Source organism: Helicobacter felistomachi, from assembly GCF_030296895.1.
Lineage (GTDB): Bacteria > Campylobacterota > Campylobacteria > Campylobacterales > Helicobacteraceae > Helicobacter > Helicobacter felistomachi.
The window spans coordinates 778,758-796,324 of record NZ_AP028022.1 but is presented as its reverse complement, the minus strand read 5'-3'; the positions used below and the strand labels follow the sequence as shown (position 1 = coordinate 796,324).

At 48.8% G+C, this 17,567-nt stretch carries 15 protein-coding genes, 1 tRNA gene and 2 pseudogenes; 10 read left to right on the top strand and 8 right to left on the bottom strand.

The annotated features are described in order from the left end of the window. The first annotated feature begins 27 nt into the window (after positions 1–27). From ispG to QUE23_RS04060, 9 genes and pseudogenes are all read left to right on the top strand, one after another. Positions 28–1,113: a flavodoxin-dependent (E)-4-hydroxy-3-methylbut-2-enyl-diphosphate synthase gene (ispG, locus tag QUE23_RS04100; protein WP_286349325.1), complete on the top strand. Its 1,086-nt coding sequence runs from the start codon at positions 28–30 to the stop codon at positions 1,111–1,113. Further along, positions 1,100–2,299: a 2,3,4,5-tetrahydropyridine-2,6-carboxylate N-succinyltransferase gene (locus QUE23_RS04095; protein WP_286349324.1), complete on the top strand. Its 1,200-nt coding sequence runs from the start codon at positions 1,100–1,102 to the stop codon at positions 2,297–2,299. The genes ispG and QUE23_RS04095 overlap by 14 nt, the downstream gene beginning before the upstream one ends. Positions 2,300–2,391: 92 nt before the next feature. Continuing rightward, positions 2,392–3,402 (top strand): annotated as a pseudogene (locus tag QUE23_RS04090) (tetratricopeptide repeat protein). A gap of 62 nt (positions 3,403–3,464) precedes the next feature. Next, positions 3,465–3,911, top strand: a complete 447-nt coding sequence (gene rplI, locus QUE23_RS04085) for a 50S ribosomal protein L9 (RefSeq protein ID WP_286349323.1) — start codon at positions 3,465–3,467, stop codon at positions 3,909–3,911. 8 nt (positions 3,912–3,919) lie between these two features. Next, positions 3,920–4,462 (top strand): ATP-dependent protease subunit HslV, encoded by a 543-nt coding sequence (hslV, locus tag QUE23_RS04080; RefSeq protein WP_053830582.1) that lies wholly within the window; start codon positions 3,920–3,922, stop codon positions 4,460–4,462. Further along, complete coding sequence (gene hslU / locus QUE23_RS04075) at positions 4,462–5,796, top strand: ATP-dependent protease ATPase subunit HslU (protein WP_286349322.1); 1,335 nt, start codon at positions 4,462–4,464, stop codon at positions 5,794–5,796. The genes hslV and hslU overlap by 1 nt, the downstream gene beginning before the upstream one ends. Continuing rightward, positions 5,793–6,686: a GTPase Era gene (gene era, locus QUE23_RS04070; RefSeq protein ID WP_286349321.1), complete on the top strand. Its 894-nt coding sequence runs from the start codon at positions 5,793–5,795 to the stop codon at positions 6,684–6,686. The genes hslU and era overlap by 4 nt, the downstream gene beginning before the upstream one ends. 38 nt (positions 6,687–6,724) lie before the next feature. Beyond that, positions 6,725–7,729, top strand: a complete 1,005-nt coding sequence (locus QUE23_RS04065) for a L,D-transpeptidase family protein (RefSeq protein ID WP_286349320.1) — start codon at positions 6,725–6,727, stop codon at positions 7,727–7,729. Positions 7,730–7,738: 9 nt separating this feature from the next. Then, complete coding sequence (locus QUE23_RS04060; RefSeq protein ID WP_286349319.1) at positions 7,739–9,115, top strand: 4Fe-4S binding protein; 1,377 nt, start codon at positions 7,739–7,741, stop codon at positions 9,113–9,115. Positions 9,116–9,475: 360 nt separating this feature from the next. Here QUE23_RS04060 and QUE23_RS04055 read toward each other — a convergent pair whose 3' ends face one another. Then, positions 9,476–10,183, bottom strand: a complete 708-nt coding sequence (locus QUE23_RS04055; protein ID WP_286349318.1) for a 5'-methylthioadenosine/adenosylhomocysteine nucleosidase — start codon at positions 10,181–10,183, stop codon at positions 9,476–9,478. Between the two features lie 86 nt (positions 10,184–10,269). Here QUE23_RS04055 and QUE23_RS04050 point away from each other — a divergent pair. Then, a tRNA-Ser gene (locus tag QUE23_RS04050) sits at positions 10,270–10,360 on the top strand. 96 nt (positions 10,361–10,456) lie between these two features. On the opposite strand, the gene QUE23_RS04045 is transcribed toward QUE23_RS04050, so the two are convergent. From QUE23_RS04045 to QUE23_RS04015, 7 genes and pseudogenes are all read right to left on the bottom strand, one after another. Further along, on the bottom strand, positions 10,457–10,672 hold the full coding sequence (locus QUE23_RS04045; RefSeq protein ID WP_286349317.1) for a hypothetical protein: 216 nt from the start codon (positions 10,670–10,672) through the stop codon (positions 10,457–10,459). Then, on the bottom strand, positions 10,672–11,496 hold the full coding sequence (locus QUE23_RS04040) for a 4-hydroxy-3-methylbut-2-enyl diphosphate reductase (RefSeq protein WP_286349316.1): 825 nt from the start codon (positions 11,494–11,496) through the stop codon (positions 10,672–10,674). The genes QUE23_RS04045 and QUE23_RS04040 overlap by 1 nt, the downstream gene beginning before the upstream one ends. 28 nt (positions 11,497–11,524) lie before the next feature. Further along, entirely contained in the window at positions 11,525–12,202 is a 678-nt protein-coding gene (locus tag QUE23_RS04035; RefSeq protein WP_286349315.1) for a type 1 glutamine amidotransferase domain-containing protein, read from the bottom strand. A gap of 84 nt (positions 12,203–12,286) precedes the next feature. After that, positions 12,287–13,580: pseudogene (gene aroA / locus QUE23_RS04030) on the bottom strand (3-phosphoshikimate 1-carboxyvinyltransferase). Next, a complete protein-coding gene (gene ytpR, locus QUE23_RS04025; protein ID WP_286349314.1) occupies positions 13,577–15,868 on the bottom strand; it encodes a YtpR family tRNA-binding protein in 2,292 nt (763 codons plus the stop codon). The pseudogene aroA and the gene ytpR overlap by 4 nt, the downstream one beginning before the upstream one ends. Then, positions 15,868–16,860, bottom strand: coding sequence for a phenylalanine--tRNA ligase subunit alpha (gene pheS / locus QUE23_RS04020; RefSeq protein WP_286349313.1), 993 nt, complete (start codon positions 16,858–16,860; stop codon positions 15,868–15,870). Before pheS ends, ytpR begins: the two co-directional genes overlap by 1 nt. Positions 16,861–16,870: 10 nt before the next feature. Further along, on the bottom strand, positions 16,871–17,563 hold the full coding sequence (locus tag QUE23_RS04015) for a hypothetical protein (RefSeq protein WP_286349312.1): 693 nt from the start codon (positions 17,561–17,563) through the stop codon (positions 16,871–16,873). Between the last annotated feature and the right edge of the window lie 4 nt (positions 17,564–17,567).

Here is a 17,567-nt window from a genome sequence, read left to right as displayed (position 1 = left end):
AACTCGGCCTTTATGCAAAGGACTTAAATGCGCCCACGCTTTGCGACAAAGCAAATTTTCATCGGCTCTACTCCCATAGGGGGCAATGCGCCCATCAGCACACAAAGCATGACTTGCAGTCAAACCTGCGACATTCAAGCCACAAAGGCGCAAATCGATCGCTTGAAGCTCGCTGGAGCGGATTTTGTACGCGTGGCGGTGCGCCATAAAAAAGACGCAAACGCCCTAAAAGAGCTCAAAAAGGTCGCCAGCCTGCCCTTAATCGCCGACATCCATTTCCACCACCATTTAGCTTTAATCGCCGCGGAGAGTGTGGATGCGATCCGCATCAATCCGGGCAATATCGGCTCGATTGAGAACATTAGAGCTGTCGCTAAGGCGTGCAATGCGCGCAATTTGTCGATTCGAATCGGGGTCAATGGGGGGAGTTTAGAAAAGCCCTTTGAGCTCAAATACGGCGCAACGCCAGAGGGGATGGTGCAATCTGCCCTTTATAACATTAAACTTTTAGAGGATGTGGGCTTTAGCAATATCAAAATCTCTTTGAAAGCCAGCGATGTGGAGCGCACCATACAAGCCTACGAGCAATTACGCCCTTTAACGCCCTACCCCTTCCACTTAGGCGTTACAGAAGCCGGGAGTTTGTTCCACTCCAGCATTAAAAGTGCCATGGCTTTAGGGCATTTATTGCGAGAGGGGATCGGAGATACCATGCGCGTGTCGATCACAGGCGAGCTTGAAGAAGAAATTAAAGTCGCTAAGGCGATTTTACGCTACAGCGGACGGCAAAAAGAAGGCATCACTTTTATCTCATGCCCGACTTGTGGGCGCATTGAGTCGAATTTAGTCGCTTTAATGGCACAAGTGGAGCAAAAGCTCGCCCACATTAAAATCCCCCTAGATGTGAGCGTGATGGGCTGTGTCGTGAATGCTTTAGGCGAAGCCAAGCACGCCGACATTGCGATCGCCTTTGGCAAAAAAAGCGGACTCATCATCAAAAAAGGGCAAGTGATCCACAAACTCCCCGAAGACCAGCTCTTAGAAACCTTTGTGAAAGAAGTGCAAGAATTAGCCACACAACACCAAAACGAGGACAACCATGCAAAACTTTAAACGCTTTGTCGATGACTTCCAAAATTCCCCCGACTACAAAAAGCCCTTAGCCTTTGGGATCGCCAAAATCCAGCACGGGCAACACACGGGCAAGCCCTTGAGCGCGGCTTATCCCGTACTCAACTGGGGCGAGGCACTCGGGGCTTATGCGGTTTTCAAGCACGCGTTAAAGCACGCCACACCTTTAAGCTCCAGTGCCAGCGAGGCGGTCTATGGGGTGGATGCTGGCTTTATCCAACACGCCTTAGAGCTGTTTAAGCCCTTTTTAGCCGAGAGTTTGGGTGCACACAAGCACCCCAATGTCCAAGTGCTCTTAGAATTGCAACGCGCCCCCTTATACAGCCAAAGCCCCAAACAAGAACAGCTTTACAACTACCATTTTGTAGTGCTTTATGAAGATAAGCCCTGCCAAAGCCTAGAGAGTGCCTATATGAAACTTTTAGCCCTATCTCTAGGCAAAGCCCCCTTAAGAAGCCTGAATTTGGAGGGCATTTTTGGGTTATTGCCTAATGTGGCGTGGAGTGGCAACATGGCTTACGAGCTAGAGTATTTACGCTCCCAAGAAATCGCCTTAAAGGTGCATGGGACTTACCCTTGCATTGACTTTATAGACAAATTCCCCCGCTATCTCATGCAAGTTTTGCCTGCGGTGGATAATATCCGCCTACTAGACACGGCAAAAGCCCGCTTTGGGGCGTATCTGGGCAAGGGCGGCTACACCCAAATGCCCGGGGCCAGTTACATTAACTTTAATGCGGGCGTACAGGGGGCTTGTATGAATGAGGGGCGGATCAGCTCTTCTGTGGTGGTGGGCGAGGGCACGGACATAGGCGGAGGGGCGAGCGTTTTAGGTGTGCTTAGTGGGGGCAATAGCCAGCCCATCAGCATCGGCAAAAACTGCCTGCTTGGGGCGAACTCAGTTTTAGGCATTAGTCTTGGCGATGGGTGTATTTTAGATGCGGGCATTGGGGTTTTAGCCGGGACAATCTTTGAAATCGCCCCCAAAGACCTAGAGAAATTGCAAGAGTTAAACCCCAATTTTAAAGCCAAAGAGAGCGGGCTTTATAAAGGAGTCGAGCTGTCCGGGCTAAATGGCTTGCACTTTAGGCAAAATAGCCAAAATGGCAAGATGTGTGCGCTGGCAAGCAAGCGGCACATTCCACTGAATACAAATTTACACCATTAGGGGGTTTTATGCGCTTTGGATTGTTTTTTGTGCTTTTTCTCATGGGATTTTTAGGGGCGGCCCCAAATCCAAACACCCCCCAAAACCAAAACATGCCTTCCCAACAAGGGGCGAAAGGTGCCCCCTTGCAAAACACCCCTTCAGCCCAAACACAACCCGCTCAGCCGCCCACTCGTTTTGCCCCCACAACTCCAGCCATACCACGCCAGCAACCGCCCATGGGCGACCGCCTAACGCCCCCCACTCTCGCCCAAGACGCCCTGAGTGCAGGCATAGCGGCGATCAAGGCGGCGGATTATAAAAGTGCCTTTAGGCTCTTTGTCAGATCCTGCGATCAGGGCAATCCCGCCGGCTGCTTTGCAGTCGGCACGATGTATGCCAATGGCGTGGGGATACAGACAGACCCAGAGAAAGCGACTCGCTACTATGAGCTAGGTTGCTCTGGGGGCGATGCGAGCGCGTGCGCGGACTTAGCCCAAACTTACGACTACAAACAAAACCCCACTCCCGACGACAAAGAAAAAGCCGCCCAGCTCTACGCCGTGGGCTGCTCGGGGGGCAGTGTCTTGGCGTGCAACAATTTGGCGTGGATGTATGCCAATGGTGTGGGCGTGCCTAAGAATTATTACAAAGCCCTAGATTATTACAAATACGCTTGCGAAAATGGGAGCGATTTGGGCTGTTACAACTTAGGGCTAATGAGTAATGTCAAAAATATCTATGGCATTGATAAAGCGAAGTTAAACGATGCCGACTTGAATTATTTGGCTTGTAATGCGGGGGATATTCAAGGCTGTGCGAATTTAGGCTGGATTTACAACAAGGGCGGGGGGTGTGCCTAAGAATAATTTTTACGCGGCTAAATACTTCCAAAAGGCTTGTGAGGGGGCAATCTCTCCAGCTGTAATAATCTAGGCGTGCTCTACCAAAAAGGCTTAGGTGTGCCCCAAAACGACCAGAGGGCTTTAGATTTATTCTCATATGTGTGTAGCTATGGTTTGCAGTCCGGGTGCGACAACTACGGGATTTTTAAAGAAAAGCTCTTGCAGACAAACCCCAACTACGGGCGTTTGTTCTTGCCCTTAGACCCTAGCTTGCGTTAAAGGCATTTTAAACCTAGTGGCTCTATAATGGGGGCTTTTTAAACCAAACTCAAAGGATTTTCATGCAAGTTTTGTTGTTGAAAGATGTGAAAAATTTAGGCAAAGCCGGGGAAGTTGTGAGCGTGAAAGATGGCTATGGCAATAACTTTTTGCTTGCCAAGGGCTTAGCCAAACTTGCCACCACCGATGTGATCCGCCAATTCAAAGCCCACGCCCACAAACGCGCTGAGCAAGAAGCGAAAGATTTAGCCGACAAACAAGAGTTAGCTCAAAAATTAGAAGCCATCACACTTAAGATCACTAAAAAAGTTGGGGCCAATGGCGCGCTCTTTGGCTCGATCACCAAAGAAGAAGTCATTGAGGCCCTGCACGCCAGCCACCCCATTGAGTTAGACAAAAAGACCCTAGAGCTCAAAACCCCCATTAAAAGCACGGGGCTTTATGAAATTGAGGTGAAATTAGGACACGGCGTGCATGGCGTGCTGAAAGTCGATGTGGTGGCTGAGTAGGCGCATAGATGTTCCACGCCACCACGATTTTAGGCTACAAAACGCATTTTGAAGGCAAGGACTACGCCATCATCGGCGGAGACGGGCAGGTGAGCTTTAATAATTGCGTCTTAAAGGGCAATGCCACGAAGATTCGCACCTTGCACCACGGGCAAATTTTAAGCGGATTTGCCGGCAGCACCGCCGATGCCTTTAGCTTGTTTGACATGTTTGAGCGCATTTTGGAGGGCAAAAAGGGGGACTTGTTTAAAAGTGTCGTGGATTTTAGCAAAGAGTGGCGCAAGGACAAGTTTTTGCGCCGGCTAGAGGCGATGATGATTGTGCTCAACAAGCAATCCATTTTTATTTTAAGCGGGACGGGCGATGTGGTGGAGCCTGAAGATGGCAAGATTGCCGCTATTGGGAGCGGGGGCAATTACGCCTTAAGCGCGGCTAGGGCCTTGGATCAATTCGCCACAATGCCGCCTAAAACTTTGGTCGAAGAATCGCTAAAGATTGCGGGCAATCTTTGCATTTACACAAACCAAAACATTAAAATCTTGGAGCTTTGATGTCAAAGAAGTTGGACCTAACCCCACAAGAAATTGTGGATTATTTGGACGGGTATATCATCGAGCAACAAGATGCAAAAAAGATGATCGCCATCGCTTTGCGTAACCGCTGGCGGCGTTTGCAACTGCCTAAAGAGTTGCAAGAAGAGGTTACGCCTAAAAATATTTTAATGATCGGCTCTACGGGCGTGGGTAAAACCGAGATCGCGCGGCGTATGGCTAAGATGATGGGACTACCCTTTGTCAAAGTGGAGGCGAGCAAATACACCGAAGTGGGTTTTGTGGGGCGGGATGTGGAGTCGATGGTGCGCGATTTGGTTGCCGCGAGCGTACATTTGATCGAAACTGAGGAGAAACAGAAAAACCAAAGCAAGATCGAGGATTTGGTGATCGAGCGGATCGCTAAAAAACTCTTGCCCCCCTTGCCTAGCAGCGTGAGCGACACCAAGAAAGAAGAGTACGCCCTAAACTTTGAAAAAACCAAAGAAAAGATTCGTGGCGATGCCCTAGACAACCAAAAGATCGAAATCGAGCTAGACAAGCGTACTTTAGAGGGGGATTTTAATGTCCCCCCAGAGATCATTAAAGTCCAAGAGAGTTTGACCAAGATTTTAAGCAAGGGCACGGAGAAAGTTACTAAAGAGATGACGATCAAAGAGGCCAAAGAAGCCTTACGCCACGATGTGTCCCAAGCCATTTTAGACATGGAGAAAGTGCAAAGAGAGGGGCTAGAGCGCGCGCGCCAATGTGGGGTGATTTTCATCGATGAGATCGATAAAATCGCCGTGAGCACCAAAGAAGGCTCAAGACAGGACCCAAGCAAAGAGGGCGTGCAAAGGGATTTACTCCCCATTGTGGAGGGCAGCACCATACAGACGAAATACGGGGCGATTAGCACAGACCATATTTTATTTATCGCTGCAGGGGCGTTTCACTTGAGTAAGCCCAGCGACTTGATCCCCGAGTTGCAAGGGCGCTTCCCCTTAAGGGTGGAGCTTGAGAGTTTGAGCGAAGAGATCATGCATGAGATTTTAACCCGCACCAAAAGCTCGATCATTAAGCAATACCAAGCCTTGTTGCAAGTGGAGGGTGTGGATTTGGTCTTTGAGCCTGAGGCTTTAAGGGAGTTAGCCCGCCTTTCGTATTTGGCGAATCAAAAGACAGAGGACATCGGGGCACGCCGGCTACACACCACGCTGGAAAAGGTCCTAGAGGACATTAGTTTCAACGCCACAAGCTACAGCGGGCAACAGGTCGTGGTGTCTAAAGAACAAGTGAGCGAAAAGCTCAAAGACCTTGTGGAGGATGTGGATTTAGCCCGCTTTATCCTATGACTAAAGCCGGGTTTATCGCGCTCATTGGTCGGCCTAATGCGGGCAAGAGCACTTTAATCAACGCCCTGTTAGGGGCGCATTTAGCCCTGACTTCGCACAAAGCCAACGCCACGCGTAAAATCTTAAAGGCCATCATTCCTTATGCAGACAAAGAAAGTACAGAGTGCCAAATGGTGTTTTTAGACACCCCGGGGCTGTGCGGGCAAGAGAAACTTTTAAATAAAATGATGGTGGCGCAAAGCCACCACGCCTTTGAAAGTTGCGATTTGACGGTGTTTGTCGCCAGCGTGCAAGATAGCCTTAAACCCTATGAAGAATTTTTAAAGTGGAGCGGGCACAAGCCGCATTTATTGGCGTTGAATAAAACCGACACCGCCACAAACGCCCAAGTTTTAGCCAAGCTCAAAGACTACACGCCTTACAGCCAGCACTTTAAGGCGTTGATCCCCATCAGCGCACAAAAGGGGCGCAATTTAAACGCCTTGCTTGATGAAGTGGCGAAACTTCTGCCAAATGCGCCCTTTTACTACGACCCGGAGATGCTGGGCGACATCCAAATGCGTGAGATTTACGCCGAGATCATCAGGGAGCAAATTTTTCAATTCTTAAGCGATGAAATCCCCTACGAGAGTGCTGTTTTAGTGCAAACCGTGCAAGAGCAAGAGCACCTAGAGAGAATTCAAGCGCAGATCATCGTGGCGAAAGAGAGTCAGCAAAAAATGGTGATCGGCAAGGGCGGGGCGGTGGTGAAAAAAATCGGGCAAGAGGCACGCCGTAAAATGGAGGGCTTGATCCAAAAAAAGGTCTTTTTGCGCTTGGAGGTCGTGGTGCAGAAAAATTGGACTTCTACCCAAAATCAGCTTAAAAAAATGGGCTATGTGGTAAAATAATCCATTCTTATTTGTCATTTTCTTATTTAGGGGTTTGTATGTTTAAACAAAAAGCGTTTTTGCGCTCTGTTTTTTTAGCAATGGCGTTGGCAGTGGGGGCACAGGCGGACACTTTAATGGGCTTTGTCAAGGCCTACCACGAAAAGGGCATCGAGTCCATTGAAAAGCTTTTGCAATCCTATTTGAGTCAAAGGGCGTTTTGGGAAGATTTGCTAGAGACCAAGGACACGACCTATGGCTACTACGAGGATTTAAATTATTTGTTTCTCATCAATAAAGCCAATCCCAAACTAGAGCTCTACCAAATGGGCGGGGAGAAAATCACCAAGATAGATGCCGCAAAAGCCCTTGTGGGCTCTAAAATCGGGGTGAAGGTGAGCGAGGGAGACAAAGCCACGCCCATAGGCGTGTACCAAATCGTGAAGAAAATCGCCCCCCCAGCACCTACTACGTACCCCTTAGCCCTTGTTACTAATTACCCCAACCCCCTGGATGTGGTCTTAAAACGCACGGGACATGGGATTTGGATTCATGGCATGCCCCTAGATGGCAAGAGGGGCAACAACACCAAGGGCTGCATTGCCATTGACAACGCCGCTTTAAAAAATTACGACAAAATCGTGCAGGGCAAAAAGTCCATTTTGATCGTCTATGAAAACAACCTGCCCCAAGCAAGCAAGGCAGAACTAGCCACACTTTTAAGCAGTCTTTACGCATGGCGGGCGGCGTGGGCTAGAAATAATCTAGTGTCCTATTTGGAGTTTTACGCCCCCGACTTCAAACATGTGAGCGGCATGGACATTAAAAAGTTTGAGAAATTTAAGACCAAAATCTTCGCCAAAAACGAAGATAAAATCATCCGCTTTTCGGGTGTGAACATCACCCCCTATCCCACCAACAGCGGGGATAGACTTTTCCGCATTGCCTTTAACCAAGACTACGAAGCTTACAAACACAAAAAGTCCACTTACAGCTCACACGGACTAAAAGAGCTCTATGTGCGCTTGAAAGGGCAAAAAATGCAAATCGTGGTGGAAAAATAGCCCTAGCGCATGCTTGAGTTTGTCTATGTCAAAGACCCCAAGCACCCTTTAGTCGCTCCCCACGAGCACATCGTGGTGCAAGACACCCCCACGCCCGTAGATTGTGTGGTGAGTAATGTGCCCTTGAAGGGGGCTAAGAGGGTCGCGCTGGAAATTAACTTTCTCATTGCAAACAGCACCCAAAGCCCCCTAGAGTTAGCCAGCAGCCTATCTCTACTCTACGAGGTACATGGCTTGCAATTTGACTTCGCCCCCACCACGACAGAAATTTTTAACTACAACTCCCAAATTTGTCAGTACCACCAACGGCGCGTGGAGTGTTGCGGCAAATGCAGCGAGGTGTGCCCCACGCTGGCCATCACTAAACTAGACCCCGAAATTGCTAAATCTAAGGGGTTGGAGTGCCTAGACAACCGCCATTTAGAGATCAAGCAACAAGATTGCATCGATTGTGGCAAGTGCATTGCCGTGTGCCCGAGTGGGAGCTTGCATTACAACGCTTTGAGCCTAGAGTGCATGCAAGCCATTGCTAAACTTTACAAGGGTTATATCCCTTTAGTGCTAGACAAAAACATAGACCTGCCCACCACCCCGCTTAAAAAAGAGGTGTTGCCCTTAAGCCTCAATGCCAATATCTTAGAGCAAACCTATTTACTCACCCTCTTGCAAGAGAGTGGGGCGCAGGTGGTGTTGTATGCTAAAGAGCTGGGTGTCGGCACGCTAGAGAGCATTACCCTACTCAATGGCATTTATGAAAAGATTTACAGCCAACCAGCGATCTTGTGCGCCTTTGATTTAGACGAGCTCAAAACCTGCCTAGAGCAAGCGCAAGTTTTAGAGCACACCCAATTTAGCCCCCCCACCACGCCCACACACACCAAGCGCGATCTCTTTGCCAAACGGCTGACACATATTGTCGGAGAGGGCGACTTCGGGCAAGTGGCTTGTGGGGCGTTTATCCGCTACGGGCATATTAAGATTTTTGAGAGTTGCACCCTGTGTTTGGCGTGTGTGGGGGCGTGCAACACCAACGCTCTAAGTATTGATGGCAACAATTACCGCCTGCTCTTTAACCCGTCTTTATGCACCACTTGTGGCTACTGTGTACCCACATGCCCTGAGAAGTGCCTAGAGTTAGAAAGAGACGGGATCGCCCTAAATCCTAGCTACTTTACCCCCCAGCTCATGGCTGAGGACACTTTATTTTCCTGTCGTATGTGTGGCAAGGCGATGGGGACGAGCAAAAGTGTGTTAAAAATCGCCAAATTCATGGAGCCGCGTTTTCAAGGCGACAAACGCCGGATCGCGAGCTTGTATGTGTGTGCCGATTGCAAGGTGAAGGTCATGCTTGAGGACATTATAGATATATCCGCCATTTTGCGCTAGAGGATTTGTATGTTTGCCCCGCTTTTAGATGCCTTCATTGAGTCTAGCCACTTTTAACACCACGCTTACCCACTAAACTCTCTTGAGGGCAAGCCTAGATTTTATCAAGATTTGAGCTTTTCTAAAAAGATTTGGGCTTTTCTAAAATCTTAAACTTTTTGCAAACGCCATAGAGCGCCCCATATTTATCCCGAACACCAACTTAGCAAGCCCCATTACAACCTACAAAGGACTTGTTAGACACCTACTCGGAGCACCCACACTTTGCAATGGTGTTCAAAAAGATCAAAGTGAAGGGGGCTTTTATCTCCCATAGATGAGTTCTTGAGCTCCGCCCAACCATATAACAAAAATAAACTTTTATTTTTTGGCTAATTCTTTAAGCATGGCGTAGACAAAGTCTGCACTGATCTGCGCGCTTTGGTGCAAGAACGCGTCAAAATCCGCAGGTGCTGCGCCATCTGCCGTGTCGCTCACACTCCTTAACACGCAAAAAGGGACATTAAAATCTCTGCACACAAAGCCCAAACTCGCCCCCTCCATTTCTACGACACTTGCCCCGAAATGCCGCACGAAGGATTGTTTACGTACAGGGTCGCTCACAAATTGGTCGCAAGTGGCGATGATGCCCTCTTTTAAGGGGATATTTAAATTTTGCGCCACGCTTTTGGCTAGGGCATTTAATTGGGAGTCGCTTTCCACAAACACACTGCTTTCAGGGATGAAGCCTAAAGGGTGGTTAAAGGGGGTTAAGTCAATGTCGGCTTGGCAAAGCTTCGTGGCTAAGAGCAGGTCATTAATGGCTAAGTTTGGAGCTAATCCGCCAGCAACACCGCTAAATATGAGAGCTTGCACGCAGTGGTGCAAAATTAAAGTGCTGGCAGTGGTGGCAGCGTGCACCTTGCCTATTTTGCTGTAAGCCAAAACAATGTTTAGACCTTCTAGCTGTAGGTGGTAGTAGGTGTTGTTGCCGATGTTTTCGCTTGTGTGTTTGGGGAATTTTGCTAAAAGTGGGGCGATTTCTTCAGCCATCGCACCCATCACCCCGATTGTTTGAAAAGTGAGCATGTGGATCCTTTGTTTAAAGTTTGTTTATTTTAACACATTAAGCTATATCTTAGTTGTTTTTGATTAAGATTAACCTTTGTGCTTGTGGACAGGTGGGTGAGTTGGCTGAAACCACATCCCTGCTAAGGATGCGTAGCCGCAAGGTTACCGAGGGTTCGAATCCCTCCCTGTCCGCCACTTTTAGATTTTTCCTCCTTTTTTGTTTTTGTGGCTGTTTTTGTGGTCTTTTATAGTGTATGGGGCGTCATCCGTGTTTTTGCAGCGTTAAGGGCCTTAACCCCCAATGCTTTTAACGGCATGGCATATTGAAGCCAAAGGCCATAAAAATTTCCTCTTACACCCCCTGTTTTGGACTTCATTTTGTAAATTGAGCAACAAGGTTTTTAGGCAATGCAGCGTGCCTGCCTCGTATTGCTCCTCAAACGCGGCGTTAGAAAAATAAAACGAATTTCTTTGGATCACGATTTGGCTTTTATCCACGCCTCCCACTAAAATCCTAAAATTTTTTCTCTGACCCCCTTGATGATCCACCCGGGAGTAGAGGCACCTGCGCTGATGCCACAGAGGGTTTTACCGCTAAACCACGACTCTTCAAGGTCGTTAAGGTCCTCCACTAAATAGCTGTCTTTGCAAAACTCTTTAGCGATGTTAAAAAGCTGTTTGGTGTTGGAGGAGGTCTTGCCCCCCACAATCACCATAATATCCACTTCTTGGCTTAGCTCCCTCACCGCCTCTTGGTTGTCAAAGGTGGCGTTGCAAATGGTGTTGAAAATCCGCACCTCAGCACAACGGGTGATGAGAAAACTTGCGATCTCTAAGAGTTTGGGGGTTTGTTTGGTGGTCTGCGACACTAGAGCCACCCTTTTAGATAGGTTTTGATCCTGCAATTCCTCTAAGGAATTGACAATCAAAGGGGGGGTGCTGGAGTAGCTGATGACCCCCTTGACCTCGGGGTGATTCGCATCCCCAAAGATCACAATTTGATACCCTTTAGCACTCATTTTCTCCACGATCTGCTGGGGCTTGATGACATAGGGGCAGGTCGCGTCAATGATGTGCGCTCCCTTGTTCTTAAGTAAGGCTAGGTCATTTTTGGGGATGCCATGCGTGCGGATGATGACGCTCTTATCTGCCTGCACGCTCTGTACCTCCTCTTGCACCCGCACATTGTAGTCTTGCTCCAGGCGCTTGATCTCTTTAGGGTTGTGGATGAGCGAGCCTAGCGTGAGGCTGTTTTTATTTTTTTGGGCGATCTCAATCGCCCTTTTCACGCCAAAGCAAAAGCCGTAATTCTTTGCCATTTTCACTTGCATGGGCATTCCTCCATGATAACCCTAAAGTTTAGAGCAACTCCAAAACTTGTTGAGCCACTAAAGCTCCTGAGGCGGGGTTTTGCCCCGTAACGATGCGCCGGTCCGTGAGGGCAAAGGGGGCCCAATCCGCCGCTTTTTCATATTTAGCCCCCCTTGCGATGAGCGCATCTTCGGTCAAATAGGGGACAAGCTTGTCTAATTGCACCGCCTGCTCCTCCGTGTTAGAAAACCCGGTCACCCTTTTGCCTGCGATCAAGTAACTCCCATCTTTGTTTTGGATGTTCAACAGCCCTGCCGCGCCGTGGCAAACAGAGGACACCACACCCCCATTGTTGTAAATGTCTAGGGCGACTTGGGCCAATGCCACATTGTCTGGAAAGTCCCAAACCACGCCATGCCCTCCGGTGTAGTAAATGGCAACATAATCCTTAGGATCGAGTGCAGACACGGGGAGTGTATGCCCCAACAAATCCATAAAGGCTTGATTAGTGTAGTACTGCCAATCCACAGAACTCATGGCATCCCTTTCTAGGCTATGTGGATCAATGGGTGTATAACCGCCTTTGGGGCTAGCGTAGTCGATAGAATAGCCAGCCTTTTCAATCTCATGGACAAAGTGCACAGCTTCACTGAACCACAAACCTGTGGGCCTTTCATCGTTAGGATACTTGGAAACATTGGTTACAATCACCAACACTTTTTTCATCTTTTTTCCTTTTCTTATTGTGCGCAACACGCCTTGATGAACCCCTCTTAAACATCTTAGCACACTCTAGCAGATTGTCAAGCCCTAAGCAACGATGCGTTTCAATAGGTCTAAAAAATGAGGAAACGAAACTGCCACGCACTCTACCCCCTCTAAAGCTCCCCCGCAGGCCAAGAGTGCCATAGCAAAACTAAGCGCAATGCGGTGGTCTTTAAAGCTCTCTAAAGGCTCTTTGGGGCGTTTGAAAGCACCCCCTTTGATTTGAAAGCCGTCCTCTAGGGCGTGGCACTCAATCCCTAATTTTTCCAGGTTGGCTAGGGTCGTGGCGATGCGATCGCTCTCTTTAAAGCGTAACTCTTTCGCATTATGCACCACGCTCACTCCGCTTGCTACCGCCATAGCCACCGCCAAAGCGGGCAGTTCGTCAATCAAGCTGGCGATGTTCTTGCTAATCGTAACCGCCTTTAGGGGGCTATGCTGGATATAAATGTCGCCCACAGGCTCTGCCCCCATTTGCCCTTTTAACTCATAATGCACCTTTGCGCCCATTTGCTCCAAAACTTTAAAGGCTTCTATGCGGCTAGGGTTTAAGAGCACCCCCTTTAAGAGCACTGAGCTTTTTGGCACTAACACAACCGCTAGGGCGAAGTAAAAGGCACTAGAGGGATCGGTGGGGATGTGCCATGAAAAGGACTCCAGGGGTTTTTGTAAAGGCTCTAGGATGAGTTTAGGAGGTGATTTTGATGGGCGCGCCTAGAGCGAGCAGAGCCCTTTCGCTGTGATCTCTGCTTAAATGCGGCTCGCTGAAGTTTAGAGGGTCTTTGGCTTGCAGGGCAGCTAAGAGCAGGGCACTTTTGACTTGAGCGGAGGCAATGGGGCTGGCATAATCTAAGCCCTTTAAAGGGCTATTTAGCACACTTAAGGGGGCGAAGTTTTGTGCCCTTGCGTGGATTTTTGCCCCCATTTGCTCTAGGGGTTTTATCACTCTACCCATCGGCCGTTGGCTTAAAGACTTGTCCCCCACGAGGATATAGTGGTTTTGCAGATGTTGGCTGCTGCTAAGTAACCCACTAAATAGACGCATGCTCGTGCCCGAGTTGTTGCAATTTAGGGGTTTGGTGGGCTCATTGAAGTGTAAAAACTTCTTGGGGGGGGTGAGTTTAAGGCGGTTTGCGCCCTGTTTTTGCACTTTGAGCCCGAGCGTTTTAACGATATTTAGTGTACTCAAGCAATCTGCCCCTTGCAAGAAGTTTTCGACAAAACAAGGTTTCTCACCAAGAAGGGCAAAAATCAACGCCCGATGGCTCAAAGATTTATCCGCAGGCAAGCCCTCCAATTCTAAACTAAAAGGCTTGGCGGGTTTGATTTCTAGCTTCATTTGAGTTTAGCCCCTAAGCGTGTTTCAAGCACGCTCAACGCCTCTTGCACCACTTCTTGCAACTCATGGTCGGTTAGGGCGGTGTTAGACTGGATTTTTAGGCGCACACTAAGAGCGATTTGGTTTGCATTTTCAGGGTAAAGGTCAAGGGCGATGACCTCTTGTAAATGGGGGATGTTCGCCTCAAAGAGTGCCTCTTGCAGGGCATTAAAAGGGCAATCTTTGTCTAAAATCAAGGTCAAATCCCTAAAGCTGGTGGGGAGTTTAAAAAACTCTTTGGCCTTGTAGGGCTTGGGGCTTAAGGCGTTGCCCTGAACTTCTGCCATAAAGCCCGCTAGCAAATCCCCCTCTTGCACCAAAATAGGATTAATGGCTCCGATGACCCCCACTTTCTGTCCTCCCACAACAATCCATGCGCTCGCATGTGGGTGGTAGGCGGTGCTTAAATAGGGCTGGGCTTCTTGCTCTGTGGGGCTTATGGATTGCAGGCAAAAGCTACCTAGAATTTGGCTAAGATTGGTAGCAAAGTTGTAGAAATCCCACTGAGTGCCCTTTGGGTGGGGGTAGTGGGGCAGGTCTTTAAGCCCACTGGCAATAAAAGCCAAACTTTGCGCCTCTTCTCTGTTGGCACTATAAACACTGCCTAGCTCAAACAACGCCACACCCCTAAAGCCTAAGTTTTTATTGTGCGCCACCGCTTGCAAAAGCCCGGGGATTAAGGAAGTGCGTAGGGTGTTAAAGTCGCTGTTGATCGGATTTTGCAAGTCCAAGGAGTCTTTTAGGGTGGGGTAGCCGAGCTTTTCTAGGGTTTCTTTTTTGGCAAAGAGATAATGCACGACTTCTTTAAAACCTAAGCTTAGGGCTTTGGTGGCGAGTGTGCGCTCAAAGCAGTGGCGGGTGTAGTGGGGGTTGTGGCTGGTTTGTTCGTTTAGATCAAGCAGAGCAGAGGGGATGTTTTCAATCCCCACAAAGCGCAAGACCTCTTCGGCGATGTCGGCGATGTCGGCGATGTCGTGCCGAAATAGGGGCACTTGCACGCTAAAATGCCCATCTGTAACTTGCACCCCAAAGCCTAGCCCCTCTAAGATGCCGTGAACTTTAGCACTAGAAATTTCAAGCCCCAATAAGCGCACGATGTCGGTTAAACCAAACTCTATGCGCTTTGCCTCAAGTCCGCTGTAAAAACTCTCCCACTCCAAAGCGGGGGCGTTTAAGGTTGTTAGTGCCTCTTGCAAGAGGGCAAGGCCTAGCAGGACCTGTGGCTCGCTCCCCCTTGTGGTGCGCTGGGTCAAACTGGGGGCGTGTTTGGGGGCGTGGGTGCTTAAGCGGGTGGCCACATAGTTGGGGTCTAAAAAGCTTGCCTCAATCAAGGCATTTAACCCCATATTTTTGGGGGGGTTAAAGGCGATGTTGCTAAGTTCTGTGTCTTGAGAGTAGGCTTTGACAAAGCCTAGTTTGTCCTCCTTGATTTCTAACTCAGTCGTTGGGTAGGCGTGCAAGATAACCCCACTAAGATGAGTTACATAGGCCAAGAGATTGTCTAGAGGGTCTTTACCTAAAGAGTTTTGCAACGCCAAAGTAAGGCGCATTTCTAGAGACAGGTTTAGGCTAGGGACGTTAAAGTGGGCGTAAGCTAGGGCTAAGTGCTTGGTGCTTTTCTCTAACTTTAAGGCGGGCTTATTTGTGGGGGCTTTTGTGCTTGGGGTGTTTGGCTTTAAACCATACAAGGCGGCAATTTCTCTAGCCACGCCCAAAACGCTGGCACAATCGCCCCGGTTGGGGGTTAAACCAATGTCTAAAAGCGTGCCTTGAAAAAAGGGCAACTCTTTTAAAGGTGTGCCAAGTTTTAAGGGTTTATCAGCGTTGATGCTACGATCTAGCACCAAAATCCCCTCTTCAAGTTTAGGCAACCCTAGCTCAAGTGCAGAGCAAAGCATGCCAAAACTTTCTACGCCCCTTAGCGTGCTGGGTTTGATGGCAAGATCACAAGCGGACAAATGCGCTCCCTCTAGGGCTAGAGCCACAAACTGCCCCGCCTCTACATTTTTCGCCCCACACACGATTTGTAAAACCCCATTGCCGCTATCCACTTGGCAAACGCTTAACTTTTCGGCGTTGGGGTGTTTGGCTTTAGAGAGCACTTTAGCCACCACGACCTTTTCAGACAAATCAAAGGGGTGCGCTCCTTCCACTTCTAAACCGATGCGGCTTAAGTCCGTGCATAGGGTAGGGATAGATACATGAGAGATGTCTAAAAAATGCGCCAAATGAGCGGTGTGTAGCAGCATTAAAACGCCTCCAACATGCGTAAATCGGTTTCAAAGAAACTGCGTAGGTCGTTAATCTCACAAGAGAGCATGGCAAGCCTCTCAATGCCTAGCCCAAAGGCGTAGCCTTGCATGCCTTCTAAACCGACATTTTTAAAGACTTGCGGGTGTACCAGCCCTGCACCTAGCACCTCTAGCCACCCCGTGTTTTTACACACCTTGCACCCTTTTTGATTACAGAAAACACAGCTAATATCCACTTCTGCGCTAGGTTCTGTAAAAGGGAAAAAGCTTGCACGCCAGCGTACCTTAATTGCGCCAAAAAAGGCGTGTAAAAACTCTTCTAAGACTTGCTTTAAATGCCCAAAATGCACGCCTTGATCCACGACCAAACCTTCCACCTGCGAGAACATGGGGGTGTGTGTGGTGTCGTAATCGCGTCTAAAAGTGTGGCCTACGGCGATCATTTTGATGGGCAAGCTTTGCTCTTGCATGGCGTGGATTTGGGTGGGGGAGGTGTGGGTGCGTAGCAATTTGTGGTCTTTAAAGTAGAAGGTATCTTGCATGGCTCTTGCGGGGTGATGCGCGGGGATATTGAGCGCGCTGAAGTTATGAAAATCGTCCTCCACAAGCGTGCCTAAGTGCAATTTAAACCCCCTTTGGGTGAAGTGGGCAATGATGCGATCTTTGGTATAGTTTAGCGGGTGGCCCAAACTCGCGCTAAAACGGGTGTTGGCTAGAGTGGGGTCCAGCTTTTCAGCCTGCAGGCGTTCTTGCAATTTTAGGGCTTGCAGGGCTTGCTTTTTTTGGGCGTGTAAGGCACTAAAGCTTTCTTTGAAGCGGTTGAGTTCTTGGGCGTACTTGGCTCTTTGCTCTTGCTCTAGGCTTTTTAACTCTGTGAAGGCGTGGGCGAGCAAGCCCTTTTTGCCTAGCACAAGTAGGCGCACTTCTTCAAGCGCGTGTAAATCCCTGGCTCCCTCTAGTTTTTCTAAAGCCGCTTGTAATGCCTGCATGCCTGCCTTTCTATGGTTGTTGGTTTTGGATGTCTATTTTAAAGGTGTGGGTTTCATTGTGTAGGGTTACTTTCACCACAAGAGTGCCCGGCTTAATGGGTTTGGGGTCGATCACCACAAAGCCCCCTTTGGCCTTGCCATCGGGCTTTAAAGTGGAGCGTTTGAGGTAGTTGATCGCCATGATCTTAAACGCCTGTCTCTCCTCTTGCATGATCTCTTGAGTCTGCACATCGTCCATCATCATGAAAGGCATGCCAAACATCATGTCGTAAGCCAAGAAACTGCCCTGTCCATAGTAGAACATCGAGGGCCCGATGCCATCTTCTACAATGTTGCTGTTGGGGGTGGCGATGTTGAATTTCTGCAACACGGGTTCAAAATCGTAGCTGGATTTCATCATTGCTTGAAAGCCCAGCACGGGCAAAGGACTGCCTTTTTCGCTCACGGAGATGTTAGAGGTGTCGAAGTTTACAGGGGCACCGCTTAAAATCTGCGCCCCCACATAGATCACAAGGGGCGGATTGTCTAGACCTTTTAGTTTCTTTTGGGCGACCTCAACTTGGACTTTAGAGTCGGGTTTAGCAGAGGTCAAAACTTGGATGCCATTGTTGTAGCTGGTGATTTTTTCAGGTTTGATTTGGTAGCTCACACAACCTGTCAATAAACTTAGAGCAAGAAAATACGATGCAGATTGGGTTTTCATGGAC